Source organism: Candidatus Omnitrophota bacterium (genome assembly GCA_026387175.1).
GTDB lineage: Bacteria > Omnitrophota > Gorgyraeia > 2-01-FULL-45-10 > 2-01-FULL-45-10 > CAIMPC01.
The window spans coordinates 1-21,923 of sequence record JAPLME010000007.1; the positions used below are offsets into that span (position 1 = coordinate 1).

Here is a 21,923-nt window from a genome sequence, read left to right on the forward strand (position 1 = left end):
CACGATTGCCGCGACCAGCCATTTGACTTTGGATGGAACGGGTACGATTGCAGGTAGTTCAGAGGTGGCGAACGCAGGTACCCTCACAATTCAAGGGAACAAGGTGGTTCAAAAGATGACCGGCGCTGGCGTAACCGCACTAGGTGCGAATACCTTGACCATTGGCGATGCCCATAACCTCTCCGGCACCTACGCCGGTGTGGCGAGCGGCACAGGCGGTATAACCACGGATGGCACGGGGGTACTAACTCTAAGCGGAGCCAATGATTATACTGGTGCAACCACGATTAACGCGCTCAGCCATTTGACTTTAGATGGAACGGGCACGATCGCAGCAAGTTCAGGCGTGGCAAACGCAGGTACCCTTACAATTGGAGGAAACAAGACGGTCCAGAAGTTGACCGGTAATGGCACAGCAGTCACGCTGGGCGCGAACACCTTGACCATCGGCGGTGCCAATAACCTCTCCGGCACCTACGCCGGCGTCATCGGCGCGGACGCGGCTGGGGGCGGTATAACCACGGGCGGCACAGGCACGATAACCTTAAGCGGAGTCAATCTTTATACTGGTGCAACCACGATTAACGCGCTCAGCCATTTGACTTTGGATGGAACGGGCACGATCGCAGCAAGTTCAGGCGTGGCGAACGCAGGCACTCTCACAATTCAAGGGGACAAGGTGGTTCAGAAGATGACAGGCGCTGGCGTAACCGCGCTGGGTGCGAATACCCTGACCATTGGCGATGTCCATAACCTCTCCGGCAACTACACCGGTATAGCAAGCGGCACAGGCGGTATAACTACGGCTGGCACAGGAGTACTAACCCTAAGCGGAGCCAATGATTATACTGGTGCAACCACGATTAACGCGCTCAGCCGTTTGACTTTGGATGGAACGGGCACGATTGAAGGCAGTTCAGGCGTGGCGAACGCAGGCACCCTTACGATTCAAGGGAACAAGACGATTGACTCGATGACCGGCGCCGGCGTAACCACGCTGGGCGCGAATACCCTGACCATTGGCGATGCCACCGGCACTTCCGGCACCTACAGCGGTGTGGCAAGCGGCACAGGCGGTATAACCAAGGCAGGCGCAGGCACGCTAACCCTCTCTGGCGCCAACGACTACACCGGCGTAACCACCTACACAGCCGGCACCGTGAGCGCGAACACTATCGGTAATGGCGGCGCGGCAGGCAGCATCGGCAAAGCCGCGGCAGCGGCCGGGAACCAGGTCCTTAACGGTGGCACTCTATCATATACCGGAAACAATACCACTACGGACCGTGGTTTTACCGTCAATGCCGCTGGCAGCGAGATTGATGTAACGACAGTCGGCCAGACACTCACTATTCAAACAACCGGGATCGTTACAAACGCAGCAGCTGACATTTTGACCATAGGTGGAGCCGGTAATACTGAGATAAAAAGCGCAATCTCCGGTACAGGCGGATTGGCTAAAGATGATGCAGGCACTCTTACTCTAAGCGGCGTGAACACCTTCACCACCGGTGGGATAGCTCTTAACGCGGGCACGCTGAAGCTCGGTAGCACCACGGCGCTGGGCGGGGCGACTAGCAAGCTCACCATTAACGGCGGTACGATTGATAACAGCAACGGCGCCGCTCTCGTAATGGCGAACAACAACCCGGTTGATGTGAAAAGCGACTGGACCTTCACCGGTACCAATGATCTCACTTTTGCCGCAGGCGCGTGGACGTTGTATGGTACTGGTACAGTCACGCTTACCACTGCAGGTAAAAACCTGACCGTTGGTGGAATCGTCGGAGACCTTGGTAATGCCTTTGGCTTGGGTACGGCTGGCGCGGGCACGCTAACCTTGGACAAGGCCAATACTTATACGGGCGCGACCACGATCGGCGCGGGCAGTACGTTGGCTTTGGACGCAACGGGCACTATTGAAACAAGTTCAGGCGTGGCGAATTCAGGCACCTTTACGACTGCGGCGGCCAAGACGATTCAGTCGTTGACCGGCGCGGGCGTAACCACGCTGGGAGGCGGCGACTTGACCGTCGGCGATGCCAATAACCGCTCCGGTACCTACAGCGGCGCCATTGGAGACGGTGGTGGTGCCAGAGGCGTGATCAAGGCCGGCACCGGCACCTGGACGATTTCCGGCGTGAACACTTACACCGGAGCCACAGCAATCAACGCTGGAACATTAGCGTTAGGAGGCGCTACCACCATTAAAGGCAACATTACGCAGGCTGCCGCCGGCACGCTCGATCTTGGCACCAGCACGTTGACGCTTAATGGAATAGGTGCGTTGGGTAATTATACGCAGGCCGCCGCTACAACCCTGAATACAACTATCCTGAACGCCACTACGGCGGGTAATATCAATGCCTCAGCCGCAGGCACCGGTAAAATGACGACACTGGCAGCGTCTGCGCTTAATATTAACGTCGGCTCTGCATACATTCCTAATAATACGACCTGGACGATCCTTGACGGTAAGACAGGAGCGACAGGCGTTGTCGCGCCTACGACTATTACAACTAATAGTTCTGTCCTCACGTTCACGGCAGCGGCGGCGAACGGCGGCGACGATCTGACTATCACCGCGAGCCGTGGAACTAACGGTTATCCCGCGCGCGCCTCGAACTCAAATGCAGCAGCGGCAGGAGCGGCGCTTGAAGCGGCGGGCAATGCCGGCGCCACCGGAGATATGGCGACTGTGCTGGGCACGCTCGACGGCTTATCCGCTTCGCAGGTAAGCGCAGCGCTCAATACGGTTGTCCCGGAGGTCGATGCCGGGGTCATCAATACGAGCACGACCGTTCTAAATAACTTCGTCGGGGTCGCTATGGACAGGGTGGAACAAACTCTGAAGGTTGCCAAGGCCGCGGACTCCGCGACCACGGGTCTCTCAGCGGGAGAGGCGAGTAAAATAAGCGGCGCTTGGGGAAAAGGGTACGGCAGTTATTTGACGCAAGGTACGCGCAATGGTATCGCCGGATATGAAGCGTGGAATGCCGGCACCGCGCTTGGCGCCGATCACCTCTTCGCGGATCTCGTTACCGTTGGCGTAAGCGGCGGTTACGCGTATGGGAACGTCGACTCGGATGTTAATAACGCGAGTACGTATATCAATAGCGCCCAGACCACCGTGTACGGGGGGTATGAAGATAAAAATCTTCCTTTCTTCATCGACGCGGCAGGTTCCTTCGCATGGAACTGGTATGAAGGCCGGCGCGATATAAATATCGGCGGCGCTATATTAAGGACTGCGAATGCCGCATATGACGGCCAGCAATACGGCGCATATTTAGGCGGTGGCTACAGGTTCAATATGACAAAGAATATTGAATTTACGCCTCTCCTGTCGCTTCAGTATAATCACCTTCAGCTGGGGAGTTATACCGAAACAGAAGCCGGAGCGCTCAATTTAAGCGTCGCGAGCCAGGGCTATGATCAATTACAGTCCGGCCTCGGCGCGCGCATAGCCGCTCCTATAAAGTGTAAATGGGGCACTTTCACTCCGGAAGCTCATGGAAAATGGTTCTATGACTTTATCGGTGATAACATGGCAGTGACATCGAACTTCAACGGCGGCGGTGGGAACTTCGGCTCAAACGGCGCTAAACCTGCGCTGAATAGCTTCAATGCCGGAGGTCAGTTGACGTTTAATTTCAAAAACGATATTTCTCTTATAGCGAACTGCGATACGGAGATGAAGGACGAGTTCTTTGGTATCTACGGTTCGGCGACGGTCAGGTACAATTTCTAATAAATCCTGACACAGTGATTCACTACAGCCCCGGCTATCAGCCGGGGCTGTTTTTTAAGAGATAACTCAGGATAATTAACTATGTCGAAAAAATGGTGCCTGCCCCTAATTTTACTGATGTTGGTCTTTGCGAGCGGCTGCGCGACAATGCCGGAGTTTATGGATAGGGCATATGAAGCACAAAAAACAGCGCGGCAGGCCGGTTTCGATAAAGAATATGTCAAGGCTCCCGGCTTCGAGCTCATGACCTATCAGCGATTTAAGAAACCCTCTGAAAATATCCGTATCTATATCGAAGGGGACGGAAGGGCCTGGGAGACCAGAAGCAGGCTTTCCGACGATCCGACCCCGTCGGATCCGATCGCGCTGGGGCTGGCCGTAGTCGACTCTTTCGATAGTGTTGCTTATATCGCGAGGCCGGGTCAATTTCCCGCGCCGGATTCTGCCGGATGCGACCCGACGTATTGGTCCCAGCGGCGGTTTGCGCCGGAAGTCGTGGAAGCCTTTGACAGGACTATCGACATATTGAAGAAAAAGTCGGGGGCCAAACATGTGGAACTCGTCGGATATTCCGGAGGCGCGGCGATAGCGGTTCTCGTCGCCGCAAGGCGTGGTGATGTTACTGCGCTTCGCACCGTAGCAGGGAACCTTAACCCGAAGGCATTGTGCAGCTACCACCATGTGAGCCGGCTCGATGGGTCGATGGATCCGCTCGATCTCGCGCAAAAGGTGGCCCATATACCCCAGCGCCACTTTGTCGGATCGAAAGATAGAATCGTCCCCTCATCGATAGCCGAATCCTTCGTGAAAAAAGAGGGTGATACAAATTGCGAGAGCATTACTATCGTGGATGGCGCCGCACATAGGGACGGCTGGCGCGAACGTTGGAAAGAACTTCTGTCGATATCCCTTCTCAACGATCTCCCGCATTAAAACCCTTGATATAATATTTCCGCGCGTATATAATATTGCTTGTGAAAAATAATAATCAAAGATCGATGATCGGCCTTCACGCGCACACGTTATTCAGTGACGGCGCGCTCTTGCCGAGCGAGATAGTTAGGCGCGCTGAGGCAAAAGGCTATAAGGCTTTCGCGCTCACCGATCACGTCGACTCTTCAAACATAGATTTTGTCCTTCCGCGTATCGTGAAGGTCTGTAAGGCATTGAATAAATTCTGGGCTATCCGCGCCATACCGGGCGTAGAGATCACTCATGCGCCTGTTCAGGAGATCAAATCCCTTGTAAAATTCGCGAGAAAGAACGGAGCTAAGATCGTAGTGGTGCACGGCGAGACGGTCTCGGAGCCTGTCCTGAAAGGTACTAACAGGGCCGGCATAGAGGCCGGTTGTGATATATTGGCTCATCCCGGGACCATATCTATAGAGGACGTGAGGCTGGCTAAGGCCAGGGGGGTGGCCCTGGAGCTCACGACCAGAAAGAACCACGCTGTCACCAATAAGCGCGTCTTTAAGATGGCAAAGTCCGTAGGCGCGAAGCTTGTCCTGAACACCGATGCGCACGATGAATGCGATGTAGCGACATATAGTCAAGCGGTGAGAGTGCTTAAAGGTATAGGAATGACCGGCGCCGATATAGAGAAAGTATTTGAAAATTCCAGGGAATTAGTAAAGAGGTTAAGTACCTATTGACAAAAGTTAGATATATGGTATACTTTGCGTTAAGTACAGAAAGGTAGTTCCCGAACGACTATAACACCATAGATAATTTAAATCTTGGCGAAAGAGGAGGTGGTGGACCAAATAGCCTTGGGTTATCAACACGTGGTGATGTAGATAAGAAATAAAATGCAATATATATATAGAGGGCTTAAGAGTTAAGCTAGTTTTTATGAAGTAAAAAGCCCTTACTTAAAATATAGTAGAAATTGAATTTGAAATTACCCTTAGGAGGTAACATGAAGTTTGTAAAATTAGCTTTAGTTTTAGCGATGGCGCTCTGCCTCACGGCAAGTGTTTACGCTGAGACGCAGAGCGTAAAAGTCAGCGGAGACCTCACGGTTAGAGGTATCTGGAGAAACGCTTACGATTACAGGAACAACGGCCCTCGGGACACCGCCACCGCGGTTGCCACCAGAACCGGCCTGTCTTCTGATAATACCGGAATGCTCAATCCGGCAGTGAGCTCGAACCAAGCGTCATCATCTCAGTCATGGTTTATGAGCACGGCTGAAGTGCAGGTGGATGCGGATCTGACAGATAATGTCGCGACTTGCATCAGAATCCTGAACGAGAGGGATTGGAGCCGGACGAGCAAGAATATTGTTCAAGGTACCACTCTTGCTCCGAATGGCCTTGGCGGATATACGCCTGATGCCGAGGATTTCAACGTTCAGCTGGATCTGGCATATGTAAAGTTGAAAAACTTTATTTATAGCCCTCTTACAGTTACCATCGGTCGTCAGGATCTCTGGTTCGGTAAGGGCTTCGTAGTCGGGTCCAATCAGGTCTTCAACAACTATGCGAATACAAATAACCTCAACAACTTCCAGTTGTCTGCACCGGAATACACCGCTCAGACTGCCTTTGATTCAGTGAAGGCGGTATTGGATTACGATCCATGGGCGATCACGGCTGTTTACTCCAAGCTATGGGAAAATGCCATCTCCGCTGATGATGACGTTGACCTGTATGGCGTAAACGTCGGTTACAAGTTCGACAACTACAAGGCCGAAGCGGAAGCATATTGGTTCTTCAAAATGGACCATAGTATGGAAACTTGGGCCTCCAACAAGAATAGCCGTAACAATGACGTCCACACTATCGGTATGAGAGGCAGTTTTGATCCGATAGATACCGTTACGGTTGCCGGTGAAGGCGCGTATCAGTTCGGTTCTTACTCAGGCAATAGATCGGACAACTACCAAAGATCTCGCGCAGCATACGCTCTCGATTTCTCAGCTGAGTGGAGAGGTCTGATGGATAAATGCGCCTGGAAGCCGAAAGTCGCCGCTGAGTATATCCTTTACTCAGGCCAGAAGTATAATGAAGTCAATCAGGGCGATATTCAACAGGGGTGCACATACACCGGTTGGGATCCGATGTTCAGAGGCAAGTTCGATTCAGCGATCCGCGAGTTCGTTGGAACTTATTATGCTTCATACGCTTATCCGGTTAATCCTAACTCAAGAAATAGCTGTCAGGATGCTTCATTTACCAACCAGAATCAGATAATGTTCTCCGGCAGCGTTACGCCGATGGAGAGCCTGACGCTGAAGGGTAACGTGAATATGTTCATGACAGCCAACGATTATGCTATACCTGATCCCGCTCTACCGGGGAAAGCCTTCTTCCGTGGCGGATATATAGGCACGGAATTTGACGGCCAGGCGATATGGGACTACACCGAAGATGTCAGCTTCGGAGTTCTATATGCCTTCTTTGTCCCGGGCGGCGATGTGTACTACGGCGGTAATAACGACGTAGCTACGGACTTCGTTGGTACGGTAAAGGTAAGCTTCTAAGTAGTCTGTTGTTTGATAAGAGACCCCCGTTCTCGAAAGAGGCCGGGGGTTTCTTATTGACTTTTTCTATCTATCAAAATATAATTGACAGTTAATATGCGCCGGAATTTAATTATTTTATCAGCTGTCTTAGTCGCGTTAATCCTTGGGCTTATATTAACGCTTCGATCCATACCCTGGTGGAAAGCAGGAGTAGCCAAGGGGAAGGCCGTGACGCTCGTAAAACTCTTTTCGTTCTCCAGCGATGATGCCTTGAAAGAATGGGAAGATAAGATTTTTAAGGGCAAGGTCGTATATAAGATCGAAAAGGATAAAGACCTTTCGTATGTGCAGGCGCATAGCACGGGAAGCGCCTCCGCCCTGTATTATAAGATAAAGTTAGACGCGAAGAACAGGCAGCCTGTCCTAAGATGGAAGTGGCATGCCGAAAGGTTTCCTGTGAAGAGCGCCCCGGAAAGCCTGGAGGCCCCGGGCGAGGATGATTTTGCCGGAAGAGTGTATGTTATCTTTCCGGCCATGTTTATCCTGAACTCAAATGTGATCGAGTATATATGGGCCGAAAAACTGCCCGTCGGCACTACAGGGACAAGCCCCTATTCGAAGAATATAAAACTTATGGTCCTGGAGAGCGGGCCCGCTAAAGACGGCAAATTTGTTTCGGAGGAGAGGGATGTGGTCGCGGATTATCTTAAAGTTTTTGGAAAACCGCCCGAACATAATATAGGCGCAGTGGCGTTCATGACTAACGCCGAGCACACTAATACGAGCGCGGACGCGATGTATGATGAGATAGAGCTCGGATATAAGGAGAAATAGACGATGATACGAGTCAAATTTTTAAGGACCAGATATCTGACCGGAAGCCATATCCAGATAAAATATCTGTCCCTTCTTCTCATCTCTATGGCGGTGCCGCTCATCCTTGTCGGATGCTGCCTCTATTACCTGATATTTACGCTTATGGGCGAACAGATAGGCATACCCGAATATATCGCGTACCATCTCTCTCCCGTTGTGAGCAAGATAAATATGATGCTTTTGATAGGCGTACCGCCGTTATTTTTACTGCTTACGCTGTGGGGGATAGTGCTCTCTCACCGTTTTGCCGGCCCCCTCGAGAGGCTGGAGAAAGAATTGCATGAGATTTCGGAAGGCAAGCATCACAGACACAGGATAACGCTGCGCAAACATGACGATATCAGGCCCATCGCCGACGCCATAAATAAGTTGTTGGCCAAGCATGAGGAAAGGAAAGGATGAACAAGATAAGCAACCTTGCCGTAGTGAGCAAGAACGCGCGAATAGCCGAGGGCGTTGAGATAGGCCCGTTCTCCATAATAGAGGATGAAGTGGAGATCGGAGCCAATGTCAGGATCCTGCCGCATGCCTGTATCTGCAAAGGGACCTCTATCGGGGAGAACACGCAGGTCCATATGGGCGCGGTGATTGGAAATATTCCACAGGACCTGGGGTTCGACGCGAATAAAAAGACATATACCAGGATAGGCAAGAATACCGTAATAAGGGAGTACGCCACCATACATAGGGCGACCGAAGAGGGCTCGGCTACGGTTGTGGGAGACAATTGTTATCTGATGGCCGTATCTCATATAGGCCATGACTGTCATATCGGCAATAACGTTATAATAGCCAACGGCGCGCTCCTGGCCGGGCATGTCAGCGTCGGGGATTACGCCTTCATATCCGGCAATGTCGTCATGCATCAATTCTGCCGCATAGGAACGCTTGCCATGATAGGAGGTTTCACCGGGATCAATAAAGACGTGCCGCCGTATATGCTGGTCAGAGGGCCGTCGGTGATACGCGGCGTGAACCTGGTCGGATTACGCAGGTTAAAAATCCCGCGCGAGGTTATCGGTGAAATAAAAGAAGCTTATAAGTTGATATTTATGTCAAATCTGAATACCGCTCAGGCCGTGGAAGGTATTAAGAAACTTAAACCTTCAAAGGAGCTTGATCATTTGGTGGATTTTATTCAAACTTCCAAGCGGGGCATATGTAAGTATAAATATAGCGATGACGAATATTTCGAATGATCGGAGGCGTTAATGGCAGTTAAGAAAAAGAAATCGGTTCGTAAGGGCGCCAGGCCGGCAAAGGCTAAAGCGAAGAAGGCTGTGAAGAAGACGAAGATTAAGCCTGTAGCGAAGCCGCCTGAGATTAAATTTGAAAAGATAGGAGAAGTTACGCACTACTTCCCGCACGTCAAAGCGGCGGCGGTCAAGCTTATAAAGAGCGGTATGGCGGTGGGGGATAAGATATATATAAAGGGCCACACTACTGATTTTAAAGAGAATGTCCGGTCCATACAGCTTGATCATGTGTCGATAGTGAAAGGCAAGAAAGGGCAGGAGATCGGATTATTTGTTAAGTCCCGGGTTAGAATAGGGGACAGCATATATAAGGTATAATACTATGACCAGAATTTACAAAAAAATACTATTAGGACTGGGCCTTGACAGCAAGGACGGCCACGTGCGCGTAACGAAGGGCAAGAACTTCCGTCTTTACGGAGGGAGCGAAGAGACTCACGAAACTATGCAGGAGAAGGCGGTAAAGTTCAATGAGCAACTCGACAAGCGTAGCAAGACGATAGATGATATTAATAAAGAAGAGTTTAGAGAGATAGCGGCGAAAGTGGGCCTGGAGATACCGAAGGACGATAAATAAAGATGAAGGTTATCGGAATAAGCGCCAGCCCCAGAAGATCCGGTAACAGCGAGATCCTTCTGGATAGGGCTCTCGAGGGCGCCATGTCGGCGGGAGCCGACGTAGAGAAGATCGTGTTAAATGAGCTCGACTTCAAAGCGTGTCAGGAGTGCGGCGGGTGTGAAAGAAGCGGCGTATGCGTTATCCGTGACGGTATGAGCCATCTTTATAAAGAACTGGATAAGGCCGACGCCATTATTGTATCGTCCCCAATATTCTTCGCTTCACTAAGCGCTCAGGCAAAAATGATGATAGACCGTTTCCAATGCGCCTGGGTGGCAAAGTATATTTTAAAGAATCGTGCTAAGGCAAAGAAGCGTAAAGGTATATTCATAAGCGTAGCCGGCTCTTACAGGAAAGATTCTTTTGACAATGCAAAGAGCATAATCAAAGCGTTTTTCGCGACGCTCGACATTGAATACGCCGACGAATTATTTTGCGGCGGTATCGAGAAGATGAAAGATATAGATCAGGATGAGAAGGTTCTGAACAGAGCATATACTTTAGGGGTTGGTTTAGTTAAAATATAAAATAGTTATATTTTAAATGTTGACACATAACAAACGTTGATATATACTATGTGGTGCAAATAAAAAGGTGGAATGTTATGAGATTTAAAACTACAATTCAATTAGTATCAGATGCACAGGACAAGAGCGAAGCATTAGATCTGGTCGAAGAATATCTCGCAGGCAATATAGTTTCCGGCGTAGATATGAGATGCGTAACTAAACCGGTTTACAAGTCAAACATAGTATGTGTGGCGGCAATTTCATTGGCTATAGTTACCGGCATACTTGTAGGGTCGCATATCAAACATCCGCAAAACATGATACAGACAATCCCCGGCACAAGCGCTATCCAGTCACCCCTCAAGACCTCCGATATTACGCATAGTAAACCGGAGTTTAAGAAAGAATGGCAGGACAGGCAGACGAAAGAAGCGTTGGATCAGATTAGCCGGTAATTCGCGGCGGTTCCCTCCTGATTTATCTTGAAATTTCAAAAATTCATTGTATACTACTCCTATAGCTAAAGGAGAACGCATGAAGATTTTGACGTATATTCTGATATTAGGGCTTGTTCTTTCGATGGGCGTTCCCGCCGTATGCGCGCGTGATAATAACGATGATGATTCCGGTGATGAAGGCGGAAGCTCTACCTTGGGCAGCGCTATAATGGGCGGCCTTCTTGGCGGCGGCCTGGGTGCCGCTATAGGCAGCGGTAGCGGTAACGCAGGGAAAGGGGCATTGATAGGGGCCGGGATCGGAGCTGTCGGCGGCACGCTTATGGGAGCGGCAAAGGACGATCAGAGAAATAAAGACCGTCAGTATAAACGCGAGGCGCAGATGGAACAGCAGAGGTATGAAAAGGAGCAATATCTGCAGGAACCTGTTCCTGTTCAAGTGCAAGCGCCGGCTCAAGCGCAAGCTATGGAAACGTCGCCAATCAAGAAAAAGATCGTGCGCCAGTACGATTCCAACGGCAACGTGGTTTCGGAGAAGGAAGTCCCTGTCAACTGATAACTAAAAAAGATCCCGACATTTTAAAGTCCTACCTGGAGGATAGCTCAAACCTCAAAGGCGGCCACGCCGAAGAGGTGGCGATTCCGGAGAACATCGAAGAGCTTTCCGATTTCCTGAAAAAATCGAATTTCGAGAAGTTGCCCGTGACGATATCGGGTGGAGGTACCGCTACGACAGGTTCGCGCGTGCCATTCGGCGGCGCCGTGATCTCAATGGAGAAATTCAACAGGATATTGAAGATATCGAAGAAAGATATGTCAGCCACGCTTGGGGCCGGTGTGATGGTCGATGAGCTTAAGAAGGCCGCTGAGAGGGAAGGCCTCTTTTATACGTGCCACCCTACGGAAAGTTCCGCGTTTGTAGGAGGGACCATCTCCACTAATGCCTCAGGCTCAAGATCGTTTAAGTACGGACCCACCCGAAATTATGTGAAAAGGCTTAAGATGGTGCTCGCTGACGGCGCTGTAATGGACCTGCGTCGCGGCGAGGTTTTTCTGTCGCGCGAGAGTTCCAAAGTTAAAATGCCGGGCCGCACTGAAATAGTTGTGCCATTGCCGCATTACAGGATGCCCGACGTAAAAAGCTCTTCCGGCTATTTCGCGAAAGACGGCATGGATCTGATAGATCTATTCATAGGACAGGAGGGGACCCTCTCCGTTATAGTCGAGGCCGAACTTGCGCTTGTTAAGAGGCCGCTTAAAATATTAAGCTCGTTCGTTTTTTTTAATAGAGAGGAAGACGCCTGGAGCTTCGCCTTCGAGGCCCGCGATCTTTCAAAGAAGAAGAGGGCCTCTCCCGGGAATTTAATGTTAGACGCTCTTTCGATAGAATATTTCGACTCAAATGCGCTTGCCATTTTAAGGGAGGCCAAAGCGAATATTCCTTCTAATGCGCGGGCCGCCATATTTTTTGAACAGGAGACGGTCACCGGCAAAGATGGAGATAAGGTTCTGGATGAATGGCTCGGGCTTATCTCGAAGCATGGGGCGCCGCTCGATGATACATGGGTCGCCATGAACGAGAAGGAAGCGGCGAAATTCGCAGAATTCCGGCATGCCGTTCCGGAGGCTGTCAATGATCTTGTAAGGGAATACGGTTACCATAAGTTCAGCACGGATATAGCGGTGCCTGATGGCAGGGCGCTGGAAATGCTGGAGTTCTATACCGGGACATTGAGGAACCAAAAGCTCAGGCACGTTATGTTCGGCCATATAGGAGAAAGCCACGTTCATGTCAATATCCTGCCCAGGTCCGAGGAAGAGTTAACAGCGGCCAGGGAAATTGTTCTAAGATTCGTGAGGAAAGGCGTTTCGGTGGGCGGGGCCGTATCTGCCGAACACGGTATAGGTAAGATAAAGCACAAATATCTGGAAGAGATGTATGGAACTTCCGGTGTGTTGGAGATGTCTAAGATAAAGAAGGCGTTTGACCCTAATTGCATCCTGGGGCTCGATAATATATTTCCGAGAGAGCTGTTGAAATGAAATGAGCTTGAATTTTATAAAATATAGGAGTATTATTAATCCATACTTTATAAAATGAGGGGGAACGACGGATGAATATTAGAAAATCGGGATCATGTCTTATAGCTGTATTATTTATATGTGTTTTATTTGTTGCTTTCACTTACGGGCAAGACGATGATAATACCCGAAACGTGTTAAAACAGGGCCTGCTTGGAGCGGGAGTCGGCGCCATATCGTCCTCGGCATCGGGCGGAAACGCTGGACAGGGCGCGTTGATAGGCGCCGGAACGTCGGTCATAGGCAGCGCTCTCTTAGACGCTATTACCGGCCCTTCATCCTCATCTTCTTCGCGCAGGAGCGCGCCGCCACCGGATAACTATTATTACGCGGATTCGCCCCAGGATTATTACTATGAAGAGGAACCTCCCCAGGAATCCGGCACATCTAAGATATTGAAGCAGGGGCTTGTTGGCGCGGGCACCGGGGCCCTGGCCTCCGGTATGTCCGGTGGTGACGCCGGCAAAGGCGCGTTAATAGGCGCCGGAACCTCGGTCATAGGCAATGCTCTTCTGGACGCGATAACCCAGCCGCCGCAGCAGAGGAGAAAAGTATACAGGCGCGCGCCGCCGCCACAGCAGTATCCTCCGCAGCAGCAGTATCCGCCGCAGGCTTATCAACAGCAGTACCAGCCTCAACAGCAATATCAGCCTCAGGCCCAACCCCAGCCTCAGAACATCCAGGTCTCGGAAGAGCCGACAGGATCGGGCGAGGGGAAGAAGAAGATCGTCAAAAAATATGACGCTAACGGAAAACTGGTTTCAGAGGAAGAGATATATTACTAGCCGATGAAAAGGCCGATGCCAGAGACATCGGCACTTAGCCTGCAATACGGCTGAATAAACTAGGAGCGTATAGTATGAAGAATATAAGTTGGGTGGCGGTAGTTCTTATATTGGCTGTTTTGTTTATCCTCGAGTTTCGCTATACAGTTGTGGTCCATTCCCCGATCGTGGCAAAGGTAGACCGTCTTACCGGCGATGTATGGATAGCCAATTCCGGAATGTGGCTAAAGGTGCAGCATTCCGTAAAAGACAAGGCTGTTCCACAGGCCGCGAGTTCTGTCCAGAAACCGGCTAAAGATGCCTCGCAGGAAAAATCCAAATAAAGTCGTAATAGCCTAGCCAAAAATGCCGAAAGAGCTTAAGTATATCCAGGTTGCCGCGCTTCTCATAGCAGCGATAATTTATCTGGGTATAAAAAATTACCCGTTTACCAAAAGCACATCCGGAACAGATAAAACCGAATTTTATTATGTCGCGCGGGTAGTCGACGGCGATACGTTAAAGCTTTCTTCGGGTGAAAAGATCAGGCTTATCGGGATGGATACGCCGGAGGTATATTACAGTAATAAACTTTTGAGAGACTCGAAAAGAAGCGGCACAGATATAAAGACGATACAGTCCTTGGGCGCCAAGGCATCCAAATTCACTAAAGATCTCTGTCTCGGCAAGAGAGTGCGGCTTGAATATGATGCTGTAAAACATGATCGATACGGCAGAACGCTGGCATACGTATATCTGGAAGACGGCACATTTGTAAACGCGAAGATCGTAGAAGAGGGTTATGGACAGATTATGACCGTGCCTCCCAATGTAAAATATGCCGACTATTTCCTGAAACTGGAAAGGCAGGCAAGGGAGGGCAAGAAAGGGCTCTGGAAATTTAAATGAAAATGGGTTATAATTAAAAACGGATATTATGGAAGAGTTTAAAATTCTTAAAAATGTGGAGTTAACAAATCCCGTCATGATCGCGGGCTGGCCCGGTATGGGCAGCGTAGCGCTCGGTGTCGTAGACTATTTGCGCAAGACTCTCGATGCGAATCCGCTGGCCGAGATAAGATTGGATCCCATGGCGACGGTAGATTCCGTGGTAGTTGAAAACGGCATAGCGAGCCTGCCTCCGGGACCTAAGAACACTTTATACTATACGAAAAATCCCGATCTGATAATCCTGGAAGGAGAAGTGCAGCTTGCGGGGCCTGCCGGTATAGCCTTATTGAACAAGATTCTGGATCTGGCCGTAAAATTTAAAGTGAAGGCTATATATACAGGCGCGGCATTCCCTTTGCCCATAAGTCATAAGGAGGATCCTGATATCTATGGCGCGGTCAATAAAAAGTCGCTTACCGGAATGCTCTCAGGACTTGACATAAAGGCCATGGAAGAAGGCCATATATCCGGCCTCAACGGCCTTATCCTTGGGCTTGCTAAAGAAAGAGATATAGACGCCGTCTGCCTACTGGCGACGATGCCCCAATACGCGATAAGCCTCCCTAATCCTAAGGCGTCCGGCGCTATTATCGAGACTCTCGAGAAGATACTGAATTTCGTGGTATCCCTGGAAGAGATGGACGAGTATATAAGGGAGATGGATGAGAAGATGTCCGCCATAGAGGAGAAGGTCAAGGATGTGATGACGATAGAGAATAAAGAACTTCACTCTACTCCGGAAGCGAAGAAGGTACCCGGTTATATAGTGGAGAAGATAGAGAAGCTATTTCAGGAAGCTAAGAAGGACAAATCTAAGGCGAAAGCGCTGAAGAAGGAACTGGATCGGTGGGATCTGTATAAGCTCTATGAGGACAGGTTTCTCGACCTGTTCAAAGACAGCCAATGATAAAATCAGCCTCCCCCTATAAAAAGATATTTATCATAGTTATATCCCTAACCATATTGGCCGTCGTGGGCCTATTTATAGGCAGGTATCAAATCCTTCAATATTCCACTGAAAAGATAGTCAGAAAGTTATTGCCTGATTATATCGTAGTAGAAAAAATGAACTTCAATTATAGGGATAGTAAGATAATTTTTAGCGCTTTTAAAATCCTGAATCCTCCAAATTTCTCAAACAAATACCTGATAGAGATCGGCGAGATGGAGTGCCGGTATAAAATGAAAGGCAAGAACATACTGGATGGGATCGAGATTTTGGAGCCGGTATTTAAAAAACCGGTATTATTTATAGAGAGGTTGGCTGGCGGGCGGACGAACCTTCAGGAGATGACCAGTCTTTTACAGAAAAAAGATCAAGAAGCTAAGATTCTTAAGCCGGCTGCTGCTGCAGGATCTCAAATGGCTGCGGATAGCCGGATGGCAGGGGGGAGTAACTTATCCAAAATCGTGAAGTTGCCGGAAAATTTTATCATAAAGGACGGCAGAGTTGTTTTTCTGGATGGGATGGTCCGGCCGGGGACGTATACGATCACTCTTGATAATGTTGATGCCGCCTTGCGCCTCGCCCTCGACAGCTCTTATACCAGAGCTCTCAGTATCTCTACGACCGGCATGGGCATCGTTAACGGCAGGCCCGGCGAAACCATAAAATGGGATACTAAATTCGATCCTACGGCGCGCGAGCTTACTATGTCTAACAGGTTCAACGTCTCAGGCGTAGACATCCTGGCTTTTCGACCGTATTATGATAGGTATTCGCCTCTTGTTTTCAATAGTGGCTATTTCTCAGGCTCGCTTATATTCGATTTTGATAATGGCAGCATAGGCTCGACAAATGAGGTGCTCCTGTCGAAGATATCATTTTCCATAAAGAGAGGGTATGAGAACGCGCAGTTTTTGGAGACTACAGTGCCCGACCTTGTGAAATATTTTACTTCAGCAAGCGGCGACATCATATTCGATTTTAAGATAAAGGGCCGGATGTCGGACCCCCAGTTTTACCTGGGCCCGATCTCTAAACAGGCAGTAGCCGCGATGGCGATAGATAAGATCACCCAGGCATTATCGAATGCGGCCAAAGGCCAGGCGAGTCCGCAAAGCGCCGGGGCCATTGGGACCGGGAAAAGCAGTGATATCGAGAAGGCCTCGGAGTATATTAATATGTTCAAAGGACTGCTGAAGGAAAAACAATAGAATGGGGAAGATAGAGCGAAATTTTTTATGGCTGACAGCTGCCAATATTGCAGGCAGCTTTTTTACTGTCATACTATTCATCTATCTGGCCAGGATCCTTGAAGCAGCGAACTTCGGATATCTTTCGTATGCCAGCGCTTTAGTATTTTACCTTTTTAATTTCATAGATTTGGGGCTTTCGACATACGGCATAAGAGAGATCGCTAAGGATAAATCCGCGGTGTCCGAATATGTGTCAAATATAGTCTCTTTTAAGTTAATACTTGCGGTCATCCTCTTCATAGGCTTTGCCCTGATAAGCTTTTTAACGCATCAGTTTGCGCTTACGAGGATCCTTATGCTGGAGTTATCACTGATGTTTTTTGTATCAGCCTTAGCCTCCGAATGGGCGTTCCAGGGACTTGAAAAGATGCATATGGTCTTTGTGTCGCTTGGGGTTACGTCTTTTCTTCAGCTCTTACTGAACATTCTTCTGGTAAAGCACCCCGGCGATGTCTTAAAGGTACCGCTTATTAACTTCTTAGCGTCAATGCCTGTAATAGTATTCTTTTTGCACCGGCTAAGGTTCAGGTTCCGTTTATTTTCACTTGATTTAAAAAAGATCCGGCTCTACCTGTCGAGCGCCATCGTAATATGGTCGATATCGATCTTCGCTCAAGTCTATAACGGCCTGGACATAGTGATACTTGGTTTCTTCAGGCCGCCCCAGGAAGTCGGTTATTTCAGCGTCGCAAGGCGCATCGTAGGCGGCGTAACGCTCTTGCTGACGTTTCTGGCCAGCGCTGTGCTGCCGCACCTGTCATGTACGTTTAAAGACGATATGCCCGGTTTCCGGCAGGGTACACGTAAATTTTTAAAAATGTCAGGCATAATATTGGTACTCGTATTCGTGCCTGTAATGTTATTCAGCGGCCGGATCATATCACTTACCGTCGGGAGCGAGTATCTGCCCGCCAGCGTCCCGTTGAAGATAATGATAATGGCGATCATTCTGGTGACATTCAATCTGCCGTATTCAACAGGCCTGATAGCGGCGTGCATGGAAAGAGAGGTGCTGAAGCAGGCCTCGGCCAGCGCGGCCTTGAGCGTATTTTTAAATTTCCTACTTATACCGAGATATGGTATGATAGGCGCATCCGTATCATTCTTATTTGCTGAGCTATTGGCGCTTGTTTGGATCCTTTGGGTTTATAATAACAAGATCCGCGCTCGTAGAAAGGCATAAAAAGGGAGGCAGCATGGCAGAGATATCGAGAACCGAATTTAAGGGTAAGCCGGTCCTGGTAATAAAAAGGGACGCAGAAGATAAGTATCCGTTCAGCTTTGGCCTGACAAAAGCGAAACTTATCCTGGAAAATCTTGAAGAGATAAAGAGGTTTGTCGAGGATAATTCAAAAGAAGCCGGCGAATAATATCGTTTGATGCGTTTTTTGAACAGGCTGTTATTTTTTATAGGCTGGCTCTTATCGCCGTTTACTACCTGGAACGACATATTTATAAATATCCCTTTGGCGTATCTTGCGGCCAGCCTATTTTTTAAAATATTTCCTAACAATTTCGCTCTGCAGGTAATAATTTTTTACTGGCTCAGTAACGGTCTCGGATTATTATTGATGTACACGACGGGCCGTAACGTATTAAAAGAAAAACGCCTGAGTTTCAGATCGATCCTCAGCACACTCCTAATCTACAGCATTATTTTATTTCTGCTCGATAAATTTGTTAATCTCCGTCCTGTGTAAGGCGAAAAAGCTAACTTTCGTTAGGCCTTAAAAAAGTTTGTATTTAGCTATTGACACTTTTAAAATCTGTGATATACTCGAACTGTAGCTTCGATAAAGGCAAAGCCGTCGAAAGACGGTGGCGTTCCCTGAAGTGGAGAAGGGGACTGCGGCCTAAGAGAAAATAGGCCGTAGCAAAGCCAAGGATCTAGAAAATTAACTAGATAGCCTGGTTACCGAAAAGCGGTTTCGGAAACCAGGCTTTTTTATTACGGTGGTAGTGAGGCTTCAATAACCAAAAGGGGGTACTCCATGAACGCCCTGGCGATAACCAAAAAGACCTTATCAGTCCTTCTCATCTGCACTTTTATCACGAGCCAGGCGGCCTATCCCGTAACAGAAAACACCCAAACTAAAACTACCTACGAACAGAGTGTGCCCGGATCTTCCGTAGAAAAGACAATAAGCGCCGCCGCCGCTCTTACCTCTATGATAGAGGCCAAGAATGCCCTGATCTCCGCGCCTGTCGTTAGCAACCCCGCGGCACAGCAGATCATCATACACAGTGTATTCGAATTACAGAACATCTCACAAAACCTCACCGCACATTATGCTCTCGCCAATGACATCGACGCCTCTATTACTAAAACATGGAACGGCGGATTAGGGTTTAATCCTATTGATGGCTTTGCCGGTATATTCGATGGCCAGGGATACACGATCTCCAGCCTATATATAAATAGAGATACGCTAAATTTACTTGGGAGAAGGGATAACATAGGACTTTTTGGTAAAACTGCTATTAATGCATGGGAAACCAGAATTATAAACACACATCTCGAGTCTGTTTTCATAACTGCTAATAGCTCTGCCGGAGGGTTGGTGGGCTTTTTCGCTAGTGGTGTAATCGAAAACTGCTCGGTAACGGGAACGATAAATATGGTGAATAGTAGTAGCGTTGGCGGCGGCCTTGTGGGCTGGAATGAGGGAGAGATATATAACTCCTCGGCGGAGGTAGCCGTGACCAGCTATAGCGAAGGCGGCGGCCTTGTCGGACAAAATAACGGATTAATTTACGGCTCTTACGCCGCAGGCATACTCGACGGCGCTTTATATACCGGCGGTCTCGCAGGCCGGAACGATGGGCGGATATATTACTCCACGGCTACGGGATCTGTGAATTGCTATCAATATGGCGGTGGCCTTGTAGGCTGGAACGAGGGGGAGATATACAGCTCCACGGCAGCGGGAGCCGTGAATGGCTATTATGGCATGGGCGGCCTCGTAGGCCGGAACAAGGGAGATATATATTACTCCATGGCTACGGGAGATGTAAACAAGAACTATTACGGTTCTTTCGATGCCGGCGGTCTTGTAGGCTGGAACGATGGAGAGATATACAGCTCCACGGCTGCTGGAACCGTTCGTGGTCGTTACAGCCCCGGTGGCTTCGTAGGGTCTAACAACGGGCAGATATACTATTCCGCGGCAACGGGAACTGTGGAAGGATATGAGGGTGCTGGCGGTTTCGCGGGATTAAACGGTAATATCGGTACGATCTCAGGCTGTTACGCCACAGGTATCGTCACCAGTACTTCTGGTACCGATTACAGTACCAAGCGCACTGGTGGCTTTGTTGGTATGAACTATCGTTCCGGCATAACCGGTATAACCAATTCATATGCGTCTAAGTTATATAACGTCCTCGACCTACAGCTTATTAAGTACAGGCCGACCGGTACATTTACAGTAATGCAGGACATCGATGCCATCGATACAAAAAACTGGAACGGGGGGCAGGGGTTCGAGTCGATCGCGAACTTCAATGGGATTTTCGACGGTAAGAACAAGGTCATCTCCAACCTCTATATAAACAGGCCCACCGAGAATAGTATAGGGCTTTTCGGATGGAATATGGGCACCATCATAAATACAGCCCTCAGCTGGGCAAATGTAAATGGTAGTTGCTACATTGGGGCGCTTGTAGGCATGAATTATGGCCAGATATCTAACTCTTGGGCAAACGGCGTGATAAAAGGAGCCTATTACCTTGGCGGCCTCGTTGGCATGAATTATGGCCAAATATGTAACTCCTGGACAAGCGGAACAATAAACGGCTATTACGGCGTAGGCGGCCTCGTCGGATACAATTACGGACTAATCCGGAGTTCTAATGCATCGACCACTGTAAATGGCACTTACTATGTAGGCGGCCTCGCCGGCATGAACTATGCCCAGATATATAGCTCCACAGCAATAGGGATAATAAGCGGCTATTACGGTATCGGCGGCCTCGCCGGATATAACTATGGTTTGATCTGGGGTTCTACCGCGTCGCCCACTGTAAATGGCACTTACTATGTCGGCGGCCTCGCCGGCATGAGCTACGGCCAAATATATAACTCCACGGCGGTAGCGACGGTGAACGGCTATTACGGCGTCGGCGGCCTCGCAGGATATAATTATGGCTTAATCTGGGGTTCTTACGCCGCATGTGCTGTAAAAGGTACTTACTATGTCGGCGGCCTCGCCGGCATGAACTACAGCCAGATATATAATTCAACGACATGGGGAGTAATAAACGGTTATTCCGGCATCGGTGGACTTGTCGGATATAACTACGGATTGATATATGGTTCCAGCGCATACGCCAATGTCACAGGCACCTGCTATGTCGGCGGCCTCGCCGGCATGAATTATGGCCAGATATATAACTCCTGGGCCAGTGGAATAGTAAATGGCTGGAACTACATCGGCGGGCTTGTCGGGGTAAATAGCGGCACTATCTCGGGATCCTCGGCACGGGGAGCCGTAACAGGCTATTACGGTACAGGCGGGCTTTGTGGATTGAATTACAGTGTTATCTCATCCTGTTATGCCACAGGCGCTGTCGCAGGCACTTACTATGCCGGCGGCCTTACCGGCATGAACTATGGCCAGATATCTTACTCTACCGCATATGGAGCCGTGAACGGCTTTTACGGTATCGGCGGCCTGGTCGGATATAACGCCGGCGTGATCTTAAACTCTTACGCCGTAGGCGCAGTTTCAGGAACTTACGATGTCGGCGGTCTTGTCGGTTTGAATATGTATACCGGCAAGATATATAATTCCGCGGCAACAGGAGGAGTAAATGGCTATGCCTATGTCGGCGGCCTCGTAGGCGCCAACTATGGCTTAATATCGAAGTGCTGGGCTATTGGACGTGTATTTGGTTCATACTATGTTGGTCAGTTAGTCGGTTATAACGCAGGGACCATAATATATTGAAGAGCAATATGATAGGGTAGGCAATTTTCAATAACGATAGGGAGGT

General features: G+C 49.3%; 21 protein-coding genes and 1 riboswitch. All 21 genes read left to right on the plus strand.

Features of this window, described 5'->3' with window-relative positions:
- Nucleotides 1-3,751 (plus strand): autotransporter domain-containing protein (locus NTY76_03075; protein MCX5678072.1); only part of this gene is annotated, 3,751 nt, incomplete at its 5' end.
- Between the two features lie 81 nt (nt 3,752-3,832).
- Complete coding sequence (locus NTY76_03080) at nt 3,833-4,684, plus strand: alpha/beta hydrolase (GenBank protein MCX5678073.1); 852 nt, start codon at nt 3,833-3,835, stop codon at nt 4,682-4,684.
- 65 nt (nt 4,685-4,749) lie between these two features.
- A complete protein-coding gene (locus tag NTY76_03085) occupies nt 4,750-5,403 on the plus strand; it encodes a histidinol phosphate phosphatase domain-containing protein (GenBank protein ID MCX5678074.1) in 654 nt (217 codons plus the stop codon).
- Between the two features lie 266 nt (nt 5,404-5,669).
- Complete coding sequence (locus NTY76_03090) at nt 5,670-7,235, plus strand: hypothetical protein (protein ID MCX5678075.1); 1,566 nt, start codon at nt 5,670-5,672, stop codon at nt 7,233-7,235.
- Between the two features lie 210 nt (nt 7,236-7,445).
- Nucleotides 7,446-8,051, plus strand: a complete 606-nt coding sequence (locus NTY76_03095) for a DUF3047 domain-containing protein (GenBank protein ID MCX5678076.1) — start codon at nt 7,446-7,448, stop codon at nt 8,049-8,051.
- A 3-nt stretch (nt 8,052-8,054) separates the two neighbouring features.
- Nucleotides 8,055-8,495: a hypothetical protein gene (locus NTY76_03100; protein ID MCX5678077.1), complete on the plus strand. Its 441-nt coding sequence runs from the start codon at nt 8,055-8,057 to the stop codon at nt 8,493-8,495.
- Nucleotides 8,492-9,292, plus strand: coding sequence for an acyl-ACP--UDP-N-acetylglucosamine O-acyltransferase (lpxA, locus tag NTY76_03105; protein MCX5678078.1), 801 nt, complete (start codon nt 8,492-8,494; stop codon nt 9,290-9,292). The genes NTY76_03100 and lpxA overlap by 4 nt, the downstream gene beginning before the upstream one ends.
- 12 nt (nt 9,293-9,304) lie before the next feature.
- Nucleotides 9,305-9,667, plus strand: a complete 363-nt coding sequence (locus tag NTY76_03110; GenBank protein MCX5678079.1) for a hypothetical protein — start codon at nt 9,305-9,307, stop codon at nt 9,665-9,667.
- 4 nt (nt 9,668-9,671) lie between these two features.
- Nucleotides 9,672-9,926 carry a hypothetical protein gene (locus NTY76_03115; GenBank protein MCX5678080.1) on the plus strand — a complete coding sequence of 85 codons (255 nt, stop codon included), beginning with the start codon at nt 9,672-9,674 and terminating at the stop codon, nt 9,924-9,926.
- Between the two features lie 2 nt (nt 9,927-9,928).
- Nucleotides 9,929-10,495, plus strand: coding sequence for a flavodoxin family protein (locus NTY76_03120; protein MCX5678081.1), 567 nt, complete (start codon nt 9,929-9,931; stop codon nt 10,493-10,495).
- Between the two features lie 77 nt (nt 10,496-10,572).
- Nucleotides 10,573-10,932, plus strand: coding sequence for a hypothetical protein (locus tag NTY76_03125; GenBank protein MCX5678082.1), 360 nt, complete (start codon nt 10,573-10,575; stop codon nt 10,930-10,932).
- A gap of 79 nt (nt 10,933-11,011) precedes the next feature.
- On the plus strand, nt 11,012-11,488 hold the full coding sequence (locus NTY76_03130; protein MCX5678083.1) for a glycine zipper domain-containing protein: 477 nt from the start codon (nt 11,012-11,014) through the stop codon (nt 11,486-11,488).
- A 77-nt stretch (nt 11,489-11,565) separates the two neighbouring features.
- The gene (locus tag NTY76_03135) at nt 11,566-12,975 is read left to right on the plus strand and encodes an FAD-binding oxidoreductase (protein MCX5678084.1); all 1,410 of its coding nucleotides are present in this window, start codon (nt 11,566-11,568) and stop codon (nt 12,973-12,975) included.
- 71 nt (nt 12,976-13,046) lie between these two features.
- Entirely contained in the window at nt 13,047-13,799 is a 753-nt protein-coding gene (locus tag NTY76_03140; protein MCX5678085.1) for a hypothetical protein, read from the plus strand.
- 74 nt (nt 13,800-13,873) lie between these two features.
- Nucleotides 13,874-14,122 (plus strand): hypothetical protein, encoded by a 249-nt coding sequence (locus NTY76_03145; protein ID MCX5678086.1) that lies wholly within the window; start codon nt 13,874-13,876, stop codon nt 14,120-14,122.
- A gap of 22 nt (nt 14,123-14,144) precedes the next feature.
- A complete protein-coding gene (locus NTY76_03150) occupies nt 14,145-14,687 on the plus strand; it encodes a thermonuclease family protein (GenBank protein MCX5678087.1) in 543 nt (180 codons plus the stop codon).
- A 28-nt stretch (nt 14,688-14,715) separates the two neighbouring features.
- Nucleotides 14,716-15,636: a PAC2 family protein gene (locus tag NTY76_03155; protein MCX5678088.1), complete on the plus strand. Its 921-nt coding sequence runs from the start codon at nt 14,716-14,718 to the stop codon at nt 15,634-15,636.
- Complete coding sequence (locus NTY76_03160; GenBank protein MCX5678089.1) at nt 15,633-16,886, plus strand: DUF748 domain-containing protein; 1,254 nt, start codon at nt 15,633-15,635, stop codon at nt 16,884-16,886. The genes NTY76_03155 and NTY76_03160 overlap by 4 nt, the downstream gene beginning before the upstream one ends.
- Before the next feature lies 1 nt (nt 16,887).
- Nucleotides 16,888-18,111 carry a flippase gene (locus NTY76_03165; protein ID MCX5678090.1) on the plus strand — a complete coding sequence of 408 codons (1,224 nt, stop codon included), beginning with the start codon at nt 16,888-16,890 and terminating at the stop codon, nt 18,109-18,111.
- Nucleotides 18,112-18,124: 13 nt separating this feature from the next.
- The gene (locus tag NTY76_03170) at nt 18,125-18,298 is read left to right on the plus strand and encodes a hypothetical protein (protein MCX5678091.1); all 174 of its coding nucleotides are present in this window, start codon (nt 18,125-18,127) and stop codon (nt 18,296-18,298) included.
- Between the two features lie 418 nt (nt 18,299-18,716).
- Nucleotides 18,717-18,848: riboswitch (cyclic di-GMP riboswitch) on the plus strand.
- A 71-nt stretch (nt 18,849-18,919) separates the two neighbouring features.
- Complete coding sequence (locus tag NTY76_03175; protein MCX5678092.1) at nt 18,920-21,877, plus strand: hypothetical protein; 2,958 nt, start codon at nt 18,920-18,922, stop codon at nt 21,875-21,877.
- The last annotated feature ends 46 nt before the right edge of the window (nt 21,878-21,923 follow it).